Here is a 14,927-nt window from a genome sequence, read left to right on the forward strand (position 1 = left end):
GGTGTGGCGAGGGCGGCCGGGTGGGAAAGCTGGTCGAAACACCGGGGGGCGGACCGGATCGGTCGGTGTCGGACGGGACTGTCGTTCCGGATCGTCGGACGGGACTGGAGGCGCGATGGACAGCGGGACAAGGGCGATGGTCGACGCGGTCGAGGAGGCTCGGCGGCAGCTGCGGGAGAACGCGCTGCCCACGTCGAAGGAAGGGTGGCGCGCCAGGGTCCCGCCCGCGGAGGAGCGGGTGATGCTGGGCGCGCTCGCCGATCTGGTGGAGGTCACGGCCGAACTGGCGACGGCCCTCTCGGACCGGATGACCACGATCGAGAGCCCGCACTTCTACAAGGGCGCGGGCAGCCGGCTCGGGGACCAGGCCCGCTACCTGCGGGAGGCCGAACAGAAGGTCGCCAGGCGGCTGGGCTGAGCGGGCCGCGGTCGCCGGCGCCGCCAGGGGCGCCGGCGACCGCTTCGCTGCTCAGCGGTGGGCGGAGAACTGCACCACCTGCTGGTAGGTCGGGCGGTTCTGCCAGGTGGTCCTGCCATCCGTCACCCCGCCCAGCGGGCGCTGGATGACGGTGTCGGCGCACCACTGGTCGCCCACCGCGCAGTCCGCGTCGCCCGGGTAGACCTGGGCGGGGGTCCGGGCGGCGGCCTGGCTCAGGGTGGTGAGCAGGACGTTCCGGCAGGCCGTGAGGTCGCCTCCGCCGCAGAAGGGGCGGGCCAGCGGTCCGGCGACCGGATCGCCCAGGACGGACCGCAGGTCCTTGTCCAGGTAGCTCCACCAGCCGTACTGGAAGGCCGAACCCTTGTGCGGGATCGACTCGTTGGCGCTGACCGGGCCGCCCGCGGAGGCTCCCGTCTGCCCGCCGGAGGGCGACTCGTTGATCTGCAGCGCGCCGGTCAGGGCGGTGAACAGCTGGTCGCCGAGCCCGGGCCGCATCACGCCGTCGGCGAGCAGCGGCCACCAGGCGTCCAGCACCCGGATCGCGGTGGCGTCCGCGTAGCCGTGGCTGCCGGGTGAGGTCTCCTTCCGCTGGGCGCCGTCGGCGAGCCAGGCCTCCAGCTGCTGGAGGGCGGTGGCGGCCGCCGGGTCGGTGACCGGTGCGCTGCGCAGCACCCGGATCAGGTCGGGCAGCACGTCCTCGGCCCGCAGGTCGGCCAGTGCGGCGCTCTCCATGGCCTGGGTGAGTGAGACCCTGCTGGCCTTGCCGCCGCCCTGCAGCAGCGCCCTGACGCGGTCGTCGAGCAGGTTGGCGCGGTGCACCGAGCCGTTGCCGAAGCCCGCGGCGGTGTAGCCGTCGGCCTGCTTGTTGTTCCAGGAGACGTAGTAGTCCTGGTTGACGGACTGCGGGTGCTCGGCGGGCGGGGTGTACCGGGCGGTGTTGGTGGCCGGGTCGAAGTCCGCCCACTCGTAAACCGGTTGGGCGAGTACGGGGAGGCCGGGGTCGACGCCGGGGGCGCGGACCGGATTGCTGCCGGAGTTGTAGTAGGCGATGTCGCGGGAGTCGGCGTAGAACCAGTTGAAGGTGTAGTTGATGTCCTGCGCCGCCTGCTGGAAGCTCGGCGCGTCGTGCACCGCGCCGGGGTCGTTCAGCTCCTGGAAGCCGATGATGGAGTCGGCCTCGTGCCGGTAGGTGGAGCGCAGCGAGGTGAAGGCGACCGGGGCGCCGCCGACTGTGCCACGGGCCGTCACCAGGCCGTAGTCGGAGCGGTACATCACCAGGGTGTACGAGCCGGCCGGGGTGGAGTCGGCGGTGGTCGGGCTCCAGGCGTCCTTGCGCTCCAGCCGGTCGAACGGTACGCAGCTGCCGTGCCAGAGGTAGGAGTTGGCGGCGGTGGTGACCGGTGAGCCGTCGGTGGTGCAGAGCGGGACGGCGTAGGTGTCGGTGATGTCCTGCCCGGCCGAGGTGGCGCTCCAGGCGTAGTCCTGGCCGCGGCCGAGCTGCACGTAGAAGCTGAGGCCCGCGAAGGCCGCGCCGCGGGCGCTGATCCCCGGGCCCTGGAGCTCCTCAAGCATCAGCAACTGCGGTGCGAAGTAGCCGGTTTGAGGGCCGAACACGGCGACGGGGTGGCCGTCGTCGGTGTGCGCGCCGGAGACCAGCAGGGCGTTGGACATGCCGTGCTTGGCGGTGAGCAGGTTGCCGGGCAGGACGCCGTTCGCCTTCGTGGTCGCGGTGTTGGCCGAGCCGGTGGCGTCGTAGATCATCCGCTCGGGGACCACCGAGCCCGGGTCGGGCAGCGCCTGGCCCCGAGGGTCGTCGGGCACCGTCGCGTACGGGAAGCTCTGCCCGTCGTGCAGGGTCCGCACGGCCTCCGGGTCGTCGGCCTCGCGCAGGGAGCGCCACACCGCGTCCCCGGCGTCCTTGCCGTAGCGGGCCTCGGCGGCCGACCTGACCTGGGCGGAGGCGAGTTCACCGCCGCCGCCGGAGCCGAACAGCGCACCCACCACCGAGGCCAGGGCGACCAGGTCGGTCAGCTTGAAGGGTGCGATCGAACCGGCGTTGGTGATCGGGTCGATGTGCCCGGTCAGGTCGTACTCGCCGGGGAAGGTGCGGCCGTTGTACGCCTCGGTGACGTACCGGTTGATGCCGTCCAGGTAGGCGTTGGCGTCGGCGAGCGCCTGGGTGGCCCGGCCGCCGCGGGCGGCGAGCGCGTCGATCTGCTGCTGCAACTCGGCCTCGGTGTACGGCGCGGCCTGCCAGAAGCTCTGCTCCAGCTGCCGGTTGGCGGCCGCGCCGCCGGCGAAGCCGGACAGCTCGCCGCGGCCGACGTGCCGGAACAGGTCCATCACCCAGAGCCGGTCCTGCGCGGCGGCGTAGCCGGCGCCGAACTCGGTCCCGTACCGGGTGGTACCGGTGATGTGCGGCACGCCGGTGGCCTTGTCGCGCACGATCGTCACGTCCGGGCGCGGGCTGGCGGTGCTGGCCACCTGGTCGGCGGGCACCCCGAAGGACGCGTCGTTGAAGAAGCTCCGTAACCCGGCCTCGGTGAGCCCCGGGTACCCGGAGGCGAGGGCGGCGTACGGCCCGAGCTGGTCGTCGGTGTGCGCGGGGCGGCTGCCGAACATCCGGTTCAGCAGGATCTCGGCGAGCGTGGCGTTGCCGTTCTCGCCGGGCGGCAGGATGTCGGTGCAGCGGCCGCCGCAGTAGTCGGGGGCGGCTGCCGCGGTGGGGGAGGGGGTGGCGCCGGCGGTGGCCGGTGCGGTCAGGGCGGCGGTGACGAACAGGGCCGACGCGAGGGCGACGGCGGCGGACCTGAGGCGGTGGGGGCGTGTGCGTGGGCGCAAGGAGAGCTCCTCCGTCGAAGCCACGGGGAGTCGACGGTAGGGGGGCTACTGAACGGTTGGCTAGTGGCGTGCATGCCATTTCGGTGCCACGACTGCGGGGAACTGACGGTTCGTGGACCCGGGGACCGGGGCCGGTTGTCAGTGCGGTCGGTTATGGTCGCTCGCGTCGGTGGAAGATCGTCCGTCGCGGGTCGGCGGGGCAGGGGGCGTGCGGTGACGGGGACTGGTGTGGAGGCCGGGCGGCTTCGGATGGTGCCCGAAGGGGTCACGCACGGGCCGAGCCGGGAACTGCTCGCGGCCGGGGAGCTGTGCTGGTCGTACGCGTACCTGGACCTGGAGGCCTCGGGGGACGAGCCGCTGCAGTCCGCGAGCTCCTGGTACGAGCGGCAGGGCGTTCGGGGCACCGAGGGCCTGTACGTGCTGGGGGAAGCACGGTACGAGGCCTTTGAGGGGCCGGTCACCGTGCTGCTGGACGGTGCGAGCGGAGAGGTCTTCCTGGCCCGGCCGGACGATGACGACATGCTCCAGCGGGACTTGCTGGCCAGCAGCCCGCAGTGCCTGATCGCGCTGGCGGCGGAGATCGAGGCCGTCAGCGCGGCCGCTGGCGGCGAGCACGGCCTGGCGGACGGCGAGGTGCGGCCGTACGGCCCGGCGGCCGTCGCCGAGGTCGAGCAGCTGGTGCGACAGCTGCTGCGCGAGGCCGACCCGGAGCTGTTCCGGCGGACGGACGACCGGCCCGCGCACTGGGAGACGGCGCTGGCGATCCGTGCCCTCGACTGGGGAGCCGACGCGGGCGGTCCGGGCGGGGCGGCGTACGCGGTCTCCGCGGCCCTGGTCGAGGACCTCGCGACGCTGGAGGGCGAGGGCAGCGTCCGGCGGTTCGAGGAGGCCGAACTGCCCGCGAGCGTCAGCCACGCCCCGACCCGCCGGCTGCTGCGCGAGATCGGTCTGCCCGTCTCGGACCGGTGCCTGCTCGACGTCGAGGCCGAGGGCCCGCTGCGCACCCTGGCGCAGCAGTACCCGGAGAACTTCGACCCCGGGGACGAGGACGAGGGCGAGCTGACGACCCGCCCGCAGCAGGGCGGGTTCCTGGTCGTCGGCGGGTGGATGTACGACTTCGTGGTGCTGCTCGACGGCGCCACCGGCCGGGTCGAGCTGCCCGACCTGTGGGACGACGGAGAGCCGGCCGCCTACCTGCACCGCGACCTGTCCGCCCTGCTCTACGTGCTGTGGACCTTCGAGCGCCTGCGGGCCGTGCGCCGCGAGGCGGGACACCCGTGGACGCCCGGGCCGTGGTCGGTGTTCGAGCCGTCCGAACTCCTCGACGGCGCGGCCGAGGCGGTGATGCGGGCTCTCGACCCGGAGGCGTTCGAGAGCGAAAGCCACTTCTGGCCGATACGGGTCGACGACGGGCACATGGGCAGCCTGCTGGAGTAGCAGCGCTGGTTGGGACGACGACCGGGGTGGGGCGTTGAGCGGGAGCGGGAGCGGATCCGTGCGGGCGTCGGTGGGGGTGGTGTGGCGGCGGAAGAAGCTGCTGCTCCTGCCCGGGATCACGGTGGCGGTGGTGGGCGGGGCCGCCGCGCTGGTGGTGTGGACGGAGGTGCTGCTCGGGGGGAGCCTTGCGCTGGGCGTGGCGGGGCTGGTGGTGCTGTCGTTCCTTGCCGTGTTCGGCACGTCCGCGTTGCTCGTTGCAGCTGCCGACGCCCTGCGGGGACGGCCGGTCGGGATCAGGGCCAGCTACGGGCGGGTTGCCGGGCGGGCGCGCCCGATCGCCGGGTGGGCGCCGATCGGGCTGATACAGGTGCTCGCGGCGGTGTTGCTGGTCGGCATGGCGTGGGTGCTGGGGAGTTACCTGGTGGTTCCGGCGTTGGTGCTCGACGGGGTGCGAGTGCGCGAGGCGATGCGGCGCTCGCGAGAGGTGTACCGGCGGGACCGTGCGGAGTTCACGCGTGGCTCGACCTGGCTGGCCTTGCCGTTCCTGCTGACCTTCCTGCCTTCCGTCGTCCTGTTCGTCCTCGGGCTCACGGCGACCGACCGCGCGCTCGGGGCGCTGCTGATGGCCGCGGCGGCGCTGTGCCTGGGGGCCGGTACGACGGTGACGGCGGGCTTGTCCGGGGTGTTCCGGGCGCGGCTGTACCTGGAGTCGAAGGGGGTGGCGGCCGCGGACCCGGTGAGCCCGGGGCTGCACGTGTCGCCGGTGGAGTAGCGGTCAGCGGCCCGCGGTGATGCGGGCCCTGACGATGGTGTCCTCTGCTGGATCGCCATCGATCCGGACCCGGATCGATGGCCGGTCGTGGTGCGGAAGGCAGTTCGGGTACACGCTCGGGGGTCGGCGGCCGAGTGCTCGGCTGCCGACCCCCCGGGTGCCGTGCCCGGCTCAGTCGGGCAGGTGCAGGGCGGGGTCCGCGGGCCCCTGGGAGCGGCGGGTGAAGCGGACCTGGAGGCCGGCGCGTTCCGGGGAGCAGCAGAACGGGCCGGCCGTGGCGGTGGCGTCCGGGGCGAGCGGCGCGAGGCGGACCAGGCGCCAGGGGCCGTCCTCGCAGCGGGCGCGGATGGTGACGGCGTCGCCGGTGCGACTGGCGCGGATGGTGACCGGACGGCCGTGCCAGTCGGGGACGGGCGCGAGGGACCAGTCGGAGACGCCGTGGGTGACCACCGCGCCCACGTGCGGGAGGCCGTCGCTCATCTCGACTCCGGCCTTGATCCACGTCCGGGGGTCGACCCGGATCAGCAGGCCGGCCTGGTCGTAGAGGGCGGTGAAGTCCGCGAGGAAGGTGACTTCGGTGGCGCTGCCCGGCGGGAACTCGGTGAGCAGCGCGTGGCCGTCGTCGCGGACGAAGCCGTAGCTGGTGGTGCGCCAGAAATCGCTGCGGTCGCGGGCGGTGACCAGGAGGTCGGTGCCGTCGATCCGTACGTTCTCCGGTTCGTTGAGCCAGCTGCCCTCGTGCCAGGGGATGTCGCGGGTCGGCTGCATGCGGATGTCCTCTCGGTCGGCGGGTCAGGGCTTGAGGACCAGGCGGATCGGGTTCCCCTCCTTGCGCTCCAGTGCCTCGACCGCGCGGGCCGCGTCGGCCAGCGGGTAGGTGCCGCTCACCGAGCGGGCGAAGTCCAGGCGGCCGCCGTGGACCAGGTTGACCAGGTCGATGACGTCCTGGCCGTCGGAGCCGTAGTGGCCGAGGATCTGCTGACGCAGGTAGCTGACCCGGGTGCCGTCGGTGACGGTCAGCGGCTTGTCGGTGAGGCCGACGAGCACCAGGCGGCCGCGCTCGCCGAGGGTGGCCATGGCCTGCTCGCGCACCGGGGCGACGCCGGCGAAGTCGAAGGCGGCGGCGAGCGGTCGGCCGCCGGTGGCCGCGCGCAGATGCTCGGTGAACTGCGGGTCGGCCGGGTCCAGGGCGGTGTCGGCGCCGAAGGCGAGGGCGCGTTCCCGGGCGGCGGGGAGCGGGTCGACGGCGACGATCGGGAAGGCGCCGATCGCGCGCAGCAGCTGGACGCCGTGGGCGCCGAGCCCGCCGACGCCCCAGACGCCGACGGCCTCGGCCGGGCGGACCGCGCCGGTGGTGGTGATGGCGGCCCAGGGGGTGGAGACCGCGTCGGGGATGAAGCAGGCCTGCTCGAAGGGGAGCTCGTCCGGGATCGGCACCAGCGTGGTGGCGGTGGCGAGCGCGTACTCGGCCCAGCCGCCGTCGTAGTCCACGCCGCGGGTGAACACCCTGCCGTTGCGGTGCTCGCCGGCCTGGAGCAGGACCCGGTCGCCGACGGTGGCGCCGGTCACGCCCGCGCCGAGGGTGTGGACGGTGCCCGCCACCTCGTGGCCGAGGGTGACCTTGTCGCCCTTGAGGAGGAAGGGCTTGAGCGTGCCGTCGATCAGGTGCACGTCGGAGAGGCAGACGCCGGCGGCCTCGACCTTGATCAGCACCTCACCCGGGCCGGGCGCCGGGACGGGCACCTCCTCGACTGCGAAACCGCCCTTGGCGACGTCGAGGCGGCCCGCGAGCATGGTGGCGGTCATCGGGATGTCCCTTCTGCCGGGGGCGGCGGGGTCGGGGGAGTGCCTCGCCGTCCCACACTTGCTTGTTGGCCAACAAGCAAGTTCGACCCTAGCATGGTGCCATGCCCACGCACGATGACCTGGCTGCCCGCGCAACCGGCCCGCAGGACGCGCCGCCCCGCCGTACCCAGGCCGAGCGCCGTGCCCATGCCGAGCGCGCGCTGCTCGCCGCCGCCGCCCGGCTGATCGCCGAGCACGGCAGCACCGGGGTCACCCTGGCCCGGGTGGGGGAGGAGGCGGGCTTCAGCCGTGGCCTGGCCACCCACTACTTCGGCTCCAAGGCCGCGCTGCTCGCCCGGCTCCAGGAGGAGGCGCTGGCCGAGGCGATGGCGGCGGCCGCGCCCGAGCGCAGCGGCGCCGGGGCGGCGGAGGAGCTGTGCCGCTTCGCCCGGGGCTGCCTGGAGGGCGTGCGGAACCCGACCGACCTGGGCCGGGCCTTCGTGGTGCTGGGCGCCGAGGCGCTCGCCGGTGCCTCCGAACTGACTGCCGCAGTCGCCGAGTTGGACGAGCGGACGCGGGGCTGGGCAGCTGAGGTGGTCGGCCAGGGGCTCGCCGAGGGGCAGGTGCGGGCCGGGGTGGACGCACGGGCCTTCGCGTTCGCCTTCGTGGGGCTGCTCAAGGGGCTGGTGGTGCAGGCGGCGGCCGCGCCGGGGGCCTTCGACGTGACAGCGGCCACGACGGAGGCGGAGCGCTGGATCCGGCTGGCACTGCCGGCCGGCTGAGGGCGGCTCCCGGACGTACCCGGAAACGCCGCGCGCCGCGCCGGAGGTCCGGCGCGGCGCGGTTCGCAGCGGGTTTCTCAGCAAGTTTCGCGGCGAGGTCAGGGGGCTGCTGGCTCCAGCCGGGCCGCGAGGGCGTCGGTGTCCGCGAGGAACCAGATGTGGGAGCCCCGGTTCGACTCGACGACGAGCGATCGCAGCGCCGAACTGGCCTCCAGATGACGGGAGATGTCGCCGAGCACGACCAGCCGGACGTGGTAGTTGACGAACTTCTGCATCACCTCGCCGGCGAACCCGGTGCTCAGGACGAAGAACGTGTCGTCCAGCCGGTCGGCGGGCACGGCGACCAACTCGGCACCGTCGTACGTCGCGCCGATGAGATCCAGTGCGTCCTGCACGGTGGTGATCGAGGGCCCGGCGGGGTCGCACACGAGCACCTTCACCCCGCTCAGTTCCCGCACTGTGTCTGCCATGGCGCTCTCCTGCCGGTCGGTGTACGGAACCGGACGTGATCATCCGGGAACGAGCCCCAACGTAGACCGGACGGAACGCCGTTCGGAAACGATTTACCGCCTCCGGCCGCGGCCCGTCGGCGCCGTGATGCGCACCCGCGTGGTGGGGGCCGCCTGTTCGAGGTCCTCCAGCTGGGCCAGGACGGTGGCGCGCAGCTCGTCGTCGTCCTCGAAGTGGTGGTCGTTGAAGAGCGTGTAGCCCGTCCACATCAGGTTGGCGCACACCCGGGCCGGCACCCGGCCGGTCTGGGCCCCCATGCCGACCAGTGCCACCGACCGGATGCTGCCCGGCGCCAGCCGGTTCTGCCGGTGGACGGCCTGGAAGGCGGCCGCGCAGGCGAGGGCCACGTTGAGGGTCTCGCTCACGTTCTGCGAGGAGGTCTCCATCGTGGGCGCGGATATCAGGAACTTCGGGTTGACCGCCCCGGACGGCACGCAGACGGCGCTGCCCACCGGCAGTGTGCCCGCGTACCGGCTGCGGATCGCCCGCTGCACCTTCAGCTGGATGCCCGCCCCCAGGTGCCGCTTGATCGCCGCGTCCGTCCCGCCGTCCATCCGGCCGCGGGAGTTGGTCGGGCTGACCCAGGCGTCGACGTTCTCGGCGAGGATCGAGCCGTGCCGGATCTCGATGTCGGGGACGTCGGCGAAGGCCGCCCGCCACGAGTCGACCACGGTCGCGTTGAGGTCCGTCAGTACCACCCTGAGCGGGGACTGCGCGCCGTCCGTCGTCATGCTGCCACTCCTGTCGTTCGTCGAGCCCTGTCGTTCGTCGAGCCCTGTTGTCCGTCGAGCTGTGTCCCGCCGTCGAACTCGAAGCTAATGCCAGGCACTGACAATCCGCCCGCCGTCGACCGGTCGCGCCGGATTGTCAGTGCCCGCTGTTAGGAATGTGCTGTCCGCCAGGGAGCTGACGGGCAGTCATGCGAAGGTCCGTACGACTTTTCCGTGTTCCGATCCAGCCGGAGTACCGCCATGAGCGCTGCCGATTCCCCCACCCCCGTCCAGCCCGACCCGAACGACCCGCTGGCCCTCGCGGAACTCTTCCGCGGCGGCGGCGAGCCGTGGCTCCCGGTGCTGAAGCCGGTCATCGAGGCGCGGCCCGGCGCGGCCTCGTTCATCGGCGCGGGCCGCAGTCCGGAGGTCGTGCCGGTCCGCGAGCTGACCTTCCAGGCGCTCAAGCCGCAGGCCCCGCACAAGTGGAGGGTGGTGGTCTTCGGCCAGAACCCGTACCCGCGGCCGGAGAGCGCCACCGGCATCGCCATGTTCGACAACGCCTTCCACGACTGGAAGGACAGCCAGTTCGGCCGGGTGATCAGCATTCGCTGCATCATCAAGGCCGCGGCGATGTGGAAGTACGGCATACCCAAGAAGACGCCGATCGCGGACGTCCGCGCGCTGCTGAAGAAGGAGGAGACGGTCCAGCCGCCGGAGTGGTTCCAGGCGATGCTGACCCAGGGCGTGCTGCTGCTGAACGCGGCGCTCACCGCCAGCGCCGACGGTTCGATGGGTCCGGACGAGCACACCGGGTTCTGGCGGCCGGTGGCCGAGCGGATCGTCGAGGAGATCCTCCGGGCCAAGCAGCAGGCGGGGGAGGAGGACCGGGGCGTCGTTTTCGCCTGGTGGGGTGCGCACGCGCGCAGCCTGAAGAGCGTCGTGCAGCGGCTGGAGAAGAAGTACCCGGAGGTGCAGGTCCGCCACATCGACCACGCCAACCCGGCGGCCCAGGGCGACATCTTCTGCGACAACGACCACTTCGCCACGGTGAACGCCGCCCTCACCTCGCTCGGCGCGGACGAGATCGACTGGCTGCCCAGCAAGGGCTGGAACGACGCCGCGGCACAGGGTGAGGGCGCGGACGGCGGGGTCGCCGAGCGGATGGGCGCGTTCATCGCCTCCACCATGGAGCTGCACCAGCTCTACCTGGACCGCCTGGCGAGCGTCAAGGACGAGGGCCTCGAACTCCCCGCCATCAGCGGGGTGTTCGAAACGCCGCTGATGGACTTCCGGGATGCCGTGGCCCCGGTCGCCGGGCTGCTCCGCGGCCTGGACCGGCACGTCGCGCTGTCGCACGACTTCGGCAAGCGGCGGGCGGACGAGGGTGCGGCCTCCGGCCTGTCCGCCGACGCGATCGCCGCGCTGTACCTCTACACCTGCGAGTCCGCGTTCTACCGGGAGATCAATGCGGTGCTGCGCTCGCCGGACCGCGGTCGGCTCGTCCCGTACCTGCCGTACCTGCGGCTGCTGTTCGCGGCGGTGGCCCAGCTGCCGGTCCGCACCGAACCGCTCTGGCGCGGGGTGTCGCTGGACCTGCGCAAGCAGTACCCGCTCGGACGGACGGTCACGTGGTGGGGCGTGTCCTCCTGCACGTCCGAGCTCGGCGTGGCGAAGTCCTTCCTGGGCAGCCGGGGCAAGCGGACGCTGTTCGAGGTGCGGCCGCTGCGCGCCACGGGCATCCAGCGCTTCTCGGCGTTCACGGGCGAGGAGGAGTACATCCTGCTGCCCGGCACCCAGCTGGAGGTCACGGACGTGCAGGCGCAGCGCGGCGGGCTGTGCACCGTGACGCTGACCGAGATCGCGGAGGGGCCGCTGGTGTCCTGAGAACCGCATTCGGGCCGAGCGCCGCGGCCAAGCTGTCTGACCAAGTCAGAATGTTGACTGAGTTAAGTTAAGATGGTTCCTCCGAACAACAGCCGAGCCGAGCGCGGAGGAAGCGATGACGTCAAAAGCCATGGGCCTCGACGGTGAGTTGGCGCGCGAGCGGAGCTATGTCGAGTCCTGCCGGGCGGCGTCGGCCCGGCAGGTCGCGGACGCCGACCACCAGGTCGTCGCCGGCGAGGACGTCTCCGGCGACGGTGCCAGTGCCGAAGCCCTGGGCCGGTACCTGCGGACCAGGGCCAAGCGGATGAAGGAGCTTCCGGAGAGCCCCGTCTTCTTCGGCCGCCTCGACTTCGGTGACGCCCCCGAGGCCGGGGACCACCGGGGGCAGCGCTACTACGTCGGCCGCCGGCGCATCTCCGAGGACCCGACCGTGCCGCCCCTGGTCGTCGACTGGCGAGCACCGGTCTCCCGGGCGTTCTACCGGGCGAGCGCCCACGACCCGCTCGGACTCGCCGGACGCCGGCGGTTCGGCTGGGCGCCGTCGAGTCCGGGCCTGCCGGAGGACCTCACCGGACTGGAGGACGAACTCCTCGGCGACGCCGACGGGCGGGGACCGAGCCGTCCGGGCGGCATCCTCACCGCCGAGATCGAGCGCCCGCGCACCGGTCCGATGCGCGACATCGTCGCCACCATCCAGCCCGAGCAGGACGAACTGGTGCGCGGCGAGCTGAGCGAGTCCGTCTGCGTCCAGGGCGCGCCCGGCAGCGGCAAGACCGCCGTCGGCCTGCACCGCGCCGCGTACCTGCTCTACAGCTTCCCCCAGCGGATCCGCCGCGGCGGCCTGCTGGTCATCGGACCCAACCGGACCTTCCTGCGCTACATCGCCGAAGTCCTCCCCGCCCTCGGCGAACTCGACGTCTCCCAGTGCACCGTCGAGGACCTGGTCGCCAGCCGCCCGGTCACGGCGGTGGACGGGGAACGGGCCGCCGCGGTCAAGCAGGACGCCCGGATGGCCGAGGTGCTGCGCCGGGCGCTGTACGGCCGGATCCGGGCGGCCGGCTCCGAGCCGCTGGTCGTCCCTGAGGGCTCCTACCGCTGGCGGGTGCCCGGCGAGCGGCTCGACCGGCTGGTCGCCGAGGTCCGGGAGCAGGCAGCGCCGTACGCGATCGGGCGGGAGAACGTCCGAGCCCGGGTGGTGGCGCTGATCCAGCACCAGGCCGAACGCCGGACCGACGTCAAGAACGCCACCTGGCAGCAGAAGATCGGCCGCTGCCGACCGGTCGCGGCCTTCCTGGAGACCGCCTGGCCGGCGCTGCGCCCCGAGACGGTGGTGGCCGCGCTGCTCGGCGACCCCGCCGTGCTGGCCGGGGCCGCGCACGGCGTGCTCGACACCGAGGAACAGGCGGCGCTACGGTGGCCCAGGCCGCCGCGCTCGGAGCGCAGCGCGAAGTGGTCCGAGCACGACCTGCTGCTCCTCGACGAGGTGGCCGGACTGATCGAGCGCCCGGCGAGCTTCGGCCACGTGGTGGTGGACGAGGCCCAGGACCTCTCCCCGATGCAGTGCCGGGCGATCGCCCGCCGCAGCGCCTTCGGCTCCCTCACCGTGTTGGGCGACCTCGCCCAGGCCACCGCCCCCTGGTCCGCCCGCAGCTGGGCCGAGCAGCTCGCCCACCTGGGCAAGCCGCAGGCCGCCCTGGTACCGCTCACCACCGGCTACCGCGTCCCGGCCGCCGTCATGGCGCTGGCCAACCGACTGCTCGGCGCCCTGGACGTGGACGTGCCGCCTGCGCTCTCACTGCGCCCGGACGGCGAGGTGACCGTCCGTCCGGTGCCCGACCTGGACGGGGCCGTCGTGGCCGCGGTGCGAGCCGCCCTGCAACGGGAGGGCTCGATCGCCGTGATCGCCGCCGACGACACCCTGACCCGGGCCGCCGCCGCACTCCGGGCCGCCGGGATCCCGACCGCCCCCGCCGAGGACGCCGGCACCACCGCCCGGGTCACGGCCCTGCCCGCCGCGCTGGCCAAGGGTCTCGAGTACGACCACGTCATCGTCCTGGAACCCGCCGCCATCGCCGAGGCCGAACCCCGCGGCCTGCACCGCCTCTACGTGGTCCTCACCCGCGCGGTCTCCCGCCTCGACCTCCTCCACACCCGCCCCCTCCCGGCCCCGCTGACCACTCCCTGACCGCCGCCGCGGGGTCAGAGCACCCGGCGGGGCCAGGAGCGGGGGTCCTGGGGCGTAGTGCAGCACCGCCGCGCCCGGGTGCAGCGGGAACGGGGCCGGCGGACCGACCCCGGCTGCCCCGGGCCCCGCGCGGGCGGGCCGTGCCCGTCCGGTGGCGCTGCGGCGAGGCGGCGCCGGATAAGCCAATGCGACTTCCCCGTGAGTTGCGCCCCCGATTCCCCGCCGGGGTGGCCCGGTTGTCGAATCGGACCATTCAGGAGGGGGCGCAGCCGGGCAGCTGGCCGGTTATCGCCAACTATTGAGCGTGCTCACTCAGCTGAGGTACAGTCATCAGCGGTTGATCGGCACACTATTCATCATCCTCGATGGCAGAACCGACCAGGCGGCACAACCGGCCTCCGCAGAGCGGCGATCCAGTGACGGATCGAATGAGTTCTGGCATCTTTTCCAGAAAGGCCGCTTCGGAGCCATGGACTTTCCGGACGACCTCGGGCCAAAAGCCGGACTTCCTGGATGGCGCCCGTGAACGGCCAGATACTCCCCGACAAATGGTTCGTTTCCCGAGAATTGCGTCCGGAGGCGACGGTCAGGCTCGTCTGCTTCCCCCATGCCGGCGGCGCCACGGCCATGTTCGCCCGCTGGCCCGCCGCGCTCGGCCCCGGGGTCGAGGTCGCCGCACTGGCCCTGCCGGGCCGGGAGCGCCGCATCGGCGAGCCCGCGGCCGTGGAGGTGGAGCGGATCACGGAGGCCGTCGCGGCCACCGCCGACCGGCCGTACGCGCTCTTCGGCCACTCGATGGGCGCCCTCCTCGCTTTCGAGGTGGTCCGCCGACTGCGCCGGGACGGGGCCGAACTGCCCGTCCACCTCTTCGTGTCGGGCTGCCCGCGGCCCGATCACCCGCGTGGCGGCGACATCTTCGACGGCCTGTCACGACTGCCCGACGCCGAGCTGCTGGACCGGCTGGTCCGCGGTGGCGGTCTGCCCGCACTGGTGCTGGACGAGCCGGAGCTGCTGGAGCTCGTCCTGCCCGTCTGCCGGGCCGACCTCGGCTGGCTGGACGCGTACGACTGCGGCGGTGAACCGCCGGTGCCGGTACCGATCACCGCCTTCGTCGGCACCGACGACGCCTCCGCCCGGCCCGAGGACGCGGCCGGCTGGGCCGCGCACACGACCGGGCCGTTCACCCAGCACGTGGTGCCGGGCGGCCACTTCTTCCTCGACGACAACCTGGACGCCATCAGCCGGGCGATTCGCACCGGGATCGGGAGCCCCGTGGCATGACCGCCGGGTCGGTCCACTGGGTCCGGTCCACGCCACAGGGGCCGTTCCGCAGGTGTTCCGGTGGGTTCCTGTTTCAACGGGCTGTGCCTGGCGTGGGGTCGTCACACCGGGTCCCACCGGCCCTCCGCAGGCGTTTAGCCTGTCCGCCCGTCCGGCGGCCAGGATGTTACGAGAGGCGTTGAGATCACGGTCATGGAGTGCGCCGCATGCCTCGCACGTCCACTCGCGTACGGCGAGGGGTTTCGGCCCGTCCAGGACGCCACACGCGGAGCAGACCTGAAAGGTCGCCTGCGAGGAT

General features: G+C 73.0%; 12 protein-coding genes and 1 pseudogene. 7 read left to right on the forward strand and 6 right to left on the reverse strand.

Translation table 11 applies throughout. The features are described 5' to 3' along the window. Nucleotides 1-115: 115 nt before the first annotated feature. Complete coding sequence (locus HS99_RS18900; RefSeq protein ID WP_141763761.1) at nucleotides 116-418, forward strand: hypothetical protein; 303 nt, start codon at nucleotides 116-118, stop codon at nucleotides 416-418. Nucleotides 419-469: 51 nt separating this feature from the next. Here the strand turns inward: HS99_RS18900 and HS99_RS18905 are convergent, their stop codons facing one another. Beyond that, complete coding sequence (locus HS99_RS18905) at nucleotides 470-3,280, reverse strand: penicillin acylase family protein (protein WP_030550896.1); 2,811 nt, start codon at nucleotides 3,278-3,280, stop codon at nucleotides 470-472. Between the two features lie 213 nt (nucleotides 3,281-3,493). Between HS99_RS18905 and HS99_RS18910 the strand changes: the two genes are divergently transcribed. Both HS99_RS18910 and HS99_RS18915 read left to right on the forward strand, forming a co-directional pair. Continuing rightward, the gene (locus HS99_RS18910; RefSeq protein ID WP_157846517.1) at nucleotides 3,494-4,717 is read left to right on the forward strand and encodes an SUKH-4 family immunity protein; all 1,224 of its coding nucleotides are present in this window, start codon (nucleotides 3,494-3,496) and stop codon (nucleotides 4,715-4,717) included. Nucleotides 4,718-4,775: 58 nt separating this feature from the next. Further along, nucleotides 4,776-5,489: a hypothetical protein gene (locus HS99_RS18915; RefSeq protein WP_030550894.1), complete on the forward strand. Its 714-nt coding sequence runs from the start codon at nucleotides 4,776-4,778 to the stop codon at nucleotides 5,487-5,489. A gap of 171 nt (nucleotides 5,490-5,660) precedes the next feature. Here the strand turns inward: HS99_RS18915 and HS99_RS18920 are convergent, their stop codons facing one another. Both HS99_RS18920 and HS99_RS18925 read right to left on the reverse strand, forming a co-directional pair. Beyond that, the gene (locus tag HS99_RS18920) at nucleotides 5,661-6,257 is read right to left on the reverse strand and encodes a DUF1349 domain-containing protein (protein ID WP_030550892.1); all 597 of its coding nucleotides are present in this window, start codon (nucleotides 6,255-6,257) and stop codon (nucleotides 5,661-5,663) included. A 24-nt stretch (nucleotides 6,258-6,281) separates the two neighbouring features. Then, nucleotides 6,282-7,295, reverse strand: coding sequence for a zinc-binding dehydrogenase (locus HS99_RS18925; protein WP_030550890.1), 1,014 nt, complete (start codon nucleotides 7,293-7,295; stop codon nucleotides 6,282-6,284). Nucleotides 7,296-7,396: 101 nt separating this feature from the next. Between HS99_RS18925 and HS99_RS18930 the strand changes: the two genes are divergently transcribed. Beyond that, complete coding sequence (locus HS99_RS18930; RefSeq protein ID WP_046386322.1) at nucleotides 7,397-8,056, forward strand: TetR/AcrR family transcriptional regulator; 660 nt, start codon at nucleotides 7,397-7,399, stop codon at nucleotides 8,054-8,056. Nucleotides 8,057-8,154: 98 nt separating this feature from the next. On the opposite strand, the gene HS99_RS18935 is transcribed toward HS99_RS18930, so the two are convergent. Together HS99_RS18935 and HS99_RS18940 are read right to left on the reverse strand one after the other, a co-directional pair. Beyond that, on the reverse strand, nucleotides 8,155-8,526 hold the full coding sequence (locus tag HS99_RS18935; RefSeq protein WP_030283553.1) for a DUF4180 domain-containing protein: 372 nt from the start codon (nucleotides 8,524-8,526) through the stop codon (nucleotides 8,155-8,157). Between the two features lie 93 nt (nucleotides 8,527-8,619). Continuing rightward, nucleotides 8,620-9,297, reverse strand: coding sequence for a macro domain-containing protein (locus HS99_RS18940; RefSeq protein WP_030283555.1), 678 nt, complete (start codon nucleotides 9,295-9,297; stop codon nucleotides 8,620-8,622). A gap of 240 nt (nucleotides 9,298-9,537) precedes the next feature. Here HS99_RS18940 and HS99_RS18945 point away from each other — a divergent pair, with 240 nt between their 5' ends. From HS99_RS18945 to HS99_RS18955, 3 genes are all read left to right on the forward strand, one after another. Further along, the gene (locus HS99_RS18945; RefSeq protein ID WP_030283558.1) at nucleotides 9,538-11,163 is read left to right on the forward strand and encodes an ADP-ribosyltransferase domain-containing protein; all 1,626 of its coding nucleotides are present in this window, start codon (nucleotides 9,538-9,540) and stop codon (nucleotides 11,161-11,163) included. A gap of 115 nt (nucleotides 11,164-11,278) precedes the next feature. Further along, nucleotides 11,279-13,348, forward strand: coding sequence for a HelD family protein (locus HS99_RS45065; protein WP_030550887.1), 2,070 nt, complete (start codon nucleotides 11,279-11,281; stop codon nucleotides 13,346-13,348). 522 nt (nucleotides 13,349-13,870) lie between these two features. Further along, on the forward strand, nucleotides 13,871-14,629 hold the full coding sequence (locus tag HS99_RS18955) for a thioesterase II family protein (RefSeq protein ID WP_157881836.1): 759 nt from the start codon (nucleotides 13,871-13,873) through the stop codon (nucleotides 14,627-14,629). A gap of 57 nt (nucleotides 14,630-14,686) precedes the next feature. Here the strand turns inward: HS99_RS18955 and HS99_RS41395 are convergent. Beyond that, nucleotides 14,687-14,920 (reverse strand): annotated as a pseudogene (locus HS99_RS41395) (zinc ribbon domain-containing protein); the annotation flags it as partial. Between the last annotated feature and the right edge of the window lie 7 nt (nucleotides 14,921-14,927).

The sequence above is a fragment of the Kitasatospora aureofaciens genome (genome assembly GCF_001188955.3).
Classification (GTDB): Bacteria; Actinomycetota; Actinomycetes; order Streptomycetales; family Streptomycetaceae; genus Kitasatospora; species Kitasatospora aureofaciens.